A 4,404-nucleotide genomic window follows, 5' to 3' on the forward strand; every position below is an offset into this window, starting at 1 on the left:
AAGCAATCGTGAACCGTCGTTCAATTCGTAAAGTAACAAAAAACGCTACAATTACAAAAGAAAGAATTGAAGAAGTTTTAAAAACAGCTTTACACGCACCAACTTCTTTCAATATGCAAAGTGGCCGTATGGTTGTATTAATGGATGGAGAGCATGAAAAGTTTTGGGATATCGTAAAAGAAACGCTTAGATCACGCGTGCCAGCAGAAAATTTTGAAGCAACAGTAGAAAGACTAAAAGGCTTCCATGCAGGTGTAGGAACAGTTCTATTCTTTGAAGATCAAGCAACAGTAGAAAAAATGCAAGAAAATGCACCATTGTATAAAGATCAGTTCCCATTCTGGTCTCATCAAGGAAATGCAATGCTACAACATACTGTATGGATGCTATTATCGGCTGAAGGAATTGGAGCGTCATTACAACATTACAATCCAATCGTAGATGCTGAAGTGAAAGCAACTTGGAACATTCCAGCAGAGTGGAGCTTAGTAGGACAAATGCCATTTGGTGAGCCAAATGAACAACCAGGGGAAAGAACATTCTTACCTACTGAAGATGTAGTGAAATTTTATTAAAAAATACAATTCAAAATCAAAATTAAAAAAAGTTAGATAAATGAAAGGACAGTAGATAGTATATATACTATCTACTGTCCTTTCTTATTTAATATTCACACCCAATCGTGGAAGATCTTATTTAAGATAAGCATTACTGTGAGAACAATTTCTTCAATATTGATGACGTATAATTAAAAATCTATTATGTTTATTTTTTTGAAATGACAGTAAACATCCCCGTCATGTTTGGTGAGTAATCTTTAAAATCATATTTTTCATAGAAAGATTCTTTACCTTGTGATGCAAACAAACCGACAAATGCCTTATCAGGGGCATTCTGATTTAAGTATTCAACCAAAATATGCATGATTTCTTTCCCGATTCCATTTTTCTGATAATCTGGATGGACTACTATATCTTGAATATAGAAATAGATAGCCCCATCACCAACAATTCTCCCCATACCCACAATTTGTTCATTATCCTTGACTGTGATGCAGTGAACAGAATTCTTCAGTGATGTTTCCACCACTTCAAAATTCATATAATTAGTCCATCCCACAGACTCGCACAAATATTTGTACTCTTCCAATGTTGGAATGTTATTTTTAAACTCATATTTTTTCAAAATGTATCCTCCAAGTCCTCAAATTCAACAAGTATAATAAATTCGACATTTTTTTATCTATTCCTCTTACGCAACTAAACTTCCGTTAGCTATTGAACATAGTCTATTTAATTTAGTACAGCTTATGTGTGTTAATTTATCCTTTTCGGCAAGAAGACTCCATCTGATTTGTGTTACGGGTGAAACCCAACAATTCAGGTGGAGATGAATTGCCGTCAGAAGGTAGGCTGAACTCTTTTGTTTCGTTCATAACAATTTTTTAAAGAGCGAATATTTGTTTCTTTTGCGTCTTGCGATATAATTAGTCGTAGATAAGGAGACAATATATATGACAACGAAATTAGATAATAATAATCATTCAGTGTTCTTACTCTACTATCATTTAGTTTTGGTTATTAAATACCGTAAAAAAGTGATGAACGATGAAATTTCAGATTATCTGAAAGAGCACTTCATTCGGTTACTTGAGCCAAAAGGAATTACTGTAGAAGAATGGAATCACGATGAAGACCATGTTCACGTTTTGTTCCGTTCAGTTCCAAACATTGATTTGTCAAAAGCGATTAACAGTTACAAAAGTGTTAGTTCTCGTTTCGTGAAACGAGATTTTCCTAAGATAAAACATGATCTATGGAAAGAAATGTTTTGGTCTCGAAGTTATTGTCTTTTAACAACGGGCGGTGCACCTATAGGTTCTATCCGTAAGTACATTGAATCACAAGGAATGAAATGATTTTAATGAACCCCCTGAGAAAGGTGGTGAAAACAATGGGTAGAAAGAAAGCAGTGAAAGTATTACGTAAACAAAAGAAAAGAGAAAACATGCAACGCTTCACTCAGAAACAGAATATCGGACGAGCTTGCCTTACTGCGAAAGAATTTCGTTTACTGCAACGCATGTCACATAGTTCAAAAGCGTTGCGAAATGTTGGATTGTACACGATTAAACAAAGTTATCTGAATAATAACAAGATGGCTACTGTAAAAGAAGTGGACACTGCCATGCAAGCCGATATGAACTACTCGGGCGTCCAATCAAACTCTGTTCAAGCGATTCGTAGAGCCTTATTTACAGAAGTAAAAAGCTTTTTTAAAGCATGGGAACAGTGGAAGAAAAAACCGGAAACATTCACAGGCCGTCCTAGGTTTCCGAATTATTCTGGTTCAACGGACAAACGAATCATTGAAATCTATCAAGTTCCAAAAGTGGATGATAACGGGTATTGGATGATTCCGATGAATGTGGCATTCAGAAAAAAATTCGGTTCCATTAAAATAAGTATGCCTAAAAACGTAAGAAATAAAAAAATCTCCTACATTGAGATTGTACCGAAGCAAAAAGGTCGGTTCTTTGAGGTGCATTACACATATGAAATGCACGTTTCTCAAATGAAGAAGCAATCCACGACTACTAGTAACGCTTTGAGTTGCGATTTAGGTGTAGACAGATTAGTAAGTTGCGCAACAAATACAGGTGACACATTTTTAATTGATGGAAAAAAACTTAAATCCATTAACCAGTACTTCAACAAAATGATACGTAATCTGCAACTGAAAAATGTGGAAAATGGACTTTCAAAACGAGTTGTAACGAACAAAATGGCTGCACTTTGGCATAAACGAGAAAGACAAATAAATGGTTACATTTCACAAACTGTAGGTTTGTTGTTCAAAAAAGTGAAAGCATTCAGTATAGATACGGTTGTCGTAGGGTATAACACTGGTTGGAAACAAAAATCTGATATGGGAAAAAAGAATAACCAAAAATTTGTTCAAATCCCATTTCATAAACTGATTKCAGCAATTGAGAATAAATGTGTAAAAGAAGGYATCCGATTTTTRAAACAAGAAGAAAGCTATACTTCAAAAGCTAGTTTTCTWGAYAAAGATAGGGTTCCAGTTTGGTCTAAGGAWGAYAGGACGCATTATCGCTTTAGTGGCAAACGAATCACTCGTGGAMTGTATCAAAGTAAATCAGGAAMATGTATYCAYGCTGATATTAATGGTGCGTTGAATACATTGSAAAAATCAARAGTTGTAGAATTGGATGAMAATCTYAAAGTRAAAACGCCGATTCTATTARAAGTGCAAAAACGTAAGGCTGTTGCTTYGTGCATAGCTTAGTGGGTGYGTCAACCATCCATGTGTACTCGACTTGTCGGGGCTTGTAGCACACGCCGGATTCATCTGAGTGGTGGCTTCTTCYATAAGGAAGAACTGCTCTTTTTCRAAAGGGTGGTGCAAGTGGGGAAACGATTGTTCGTTTCTAGTACCAACCAAAAACWTACTTGGGGTGTTACYGTAAGGTGGCATGAATTCTAGAGCGTCAAACTGTCTAGCGATAGATGAAAAGACCTAGCGTTCTAACTCAAGTCCCCACTGAAACGTTTCAACTCAGTAGGGGAGTTGACCCTCGAAATGACATGAAATTAAAACACCATATTGCCAAATTAAGCGAATTAGAGTGGTTTCGAAATCTACATGAAGATCCGAATTATACAAGTTTAATTTGGAGTAATAGAAAAATTAAAAAGTATATTTTGAATTCGGCAGGCGAAAACAGGAACGGGTAAAACGTTAGCATTCGTGTTACCGATTTTAGAAAAAATCGATCCAGAGTCTAGTGATGTTCAGGCTTTAATTGTTGCACCAACAAGGGAACTAGCACTGCAAATTACAACTGAAATTAAAAAAATGCTTGTTCAAAGAGAAGATATTAATGTACTAGCGATATATGGCGGACAAGATGTAGCACAACAATTGAGAAAATTAAAAGGTAATACACATATTGTTGTAGCGACACCAGGACGATTATTAGATCATATACGACGTGAAACAATTGATTTAAGTAATCTTTCAACGATTGTACTAGATGAAGCAGATCAAATGCTTTATTTCGGATTCTTATATGATATTGAAGATATTTTAGATGAGACACCTGATAGTAAACAAACGATGTTATTCTCAGCAACGATGCCAAAAGATATTAAAAAATTGGCGAAACGTTATATGGAAGAGCCGCAAATGATTCAAGTACAAAGTGAAGAAGTAACGGTAGATACAATTGAGCAGCGTGTCATTGAGACGACAGATCGTGCAAAGCCAGATGCACTTCGTTTTGTTATGGATCGTGATCAGCCATTTTTAGCAGTTATTTTCTGTCGTACAAAGGTTAGAGCAAGTAAGCTTTATGATGATTTAAAGGGACTTGGTTATAAT

General features: G+C 35.6%; 4 protein-coding genes and 1 pseudogene. 4 read left to right on the forward strand and 1 reads right to left on the reverse strand.

Annotated elements, in window-relative coordinates; all coding sequences use genetic code 11:
• Window positions 1-575, forward strand: a 575-nt coding sequence (locus tag AC1DJR_RS21230; protein WP_477003442.1) for a nitroreductase family protein, incomplete at its 5' end; no start/stop codon positions are given.
• Between the two features lie 190 nt (window positions 576-765).
• Here AC1DJR_RS21230 and AC1DJR_RS21235 read toward each other — a convergent pair.
• The gene (locus AC1DJR_RS21235) at window positions 766-1,185 is read right to left on the reverse strand and encodes a GNAT family N-acetyltransferase (protein WP_002126872.1); all 420 of its coding nucleotides are present in this window, start codon (window positions 1,183-1,185) and stop codon (window positions 766-768) included.
• A gap of 328 nt (window positions 1,186-1,513) precedes the next feature.
• Between AC1DJR_RS21235 and tnpA the strand changes: the two genes are divergently transcribed.
• The 3 genes and pseudogenes from tnpA to AC1DJR_RS21250 form a co-directional block, all read left to right on the forward strand.
• Window positions 1,514-1,918 carry an IS200/IS605 family transposase gene (gene tnpA / locus AC1DJR_RS21240; protein WP_002031793.1) on the forward strand — a complete coding sequence of 135 codons (405 nt, stop codon included), beginning with the start codon at window positions 1,514-1,516 and terminating at the stop codon, window positions 1,916-1,918.
• A 35-nt stretch (window positions 1,919-1,953) separates the two neighbouring features.
• Window positions 1,954-3,309, forward strand: coding sequence for an RNA-guided endonuclease TnpB family protein (locus tag AC1DJR_RS21245; RefSeq protein WP_477003443.1), 1,356 nt, complete (start codon window positions 1,954-1,956; stop codon window positions 3,307-3,309).
• 420 nt (window positions 3,310-3,729) lie between these two features.
• A pseudogene (locus tag AC1DJR_RS21250) lies at window positions 3,730-4,404 on the forward strand (DEAD/DEAH box helicase); the annotation flags it as partial.

Source organism: Bacillus sp. 05T31, assembly GCF_056396725.1.

Bases quoted from the DNA above. Each gene is read 5' to 3' on its own strand.
- tnpA (WP_002031793.1), top strand. From the start codon at position 1,514: ATGACAACGAAATTAGATAATAATAATCATTCAGTGTTCTTACTCTAC.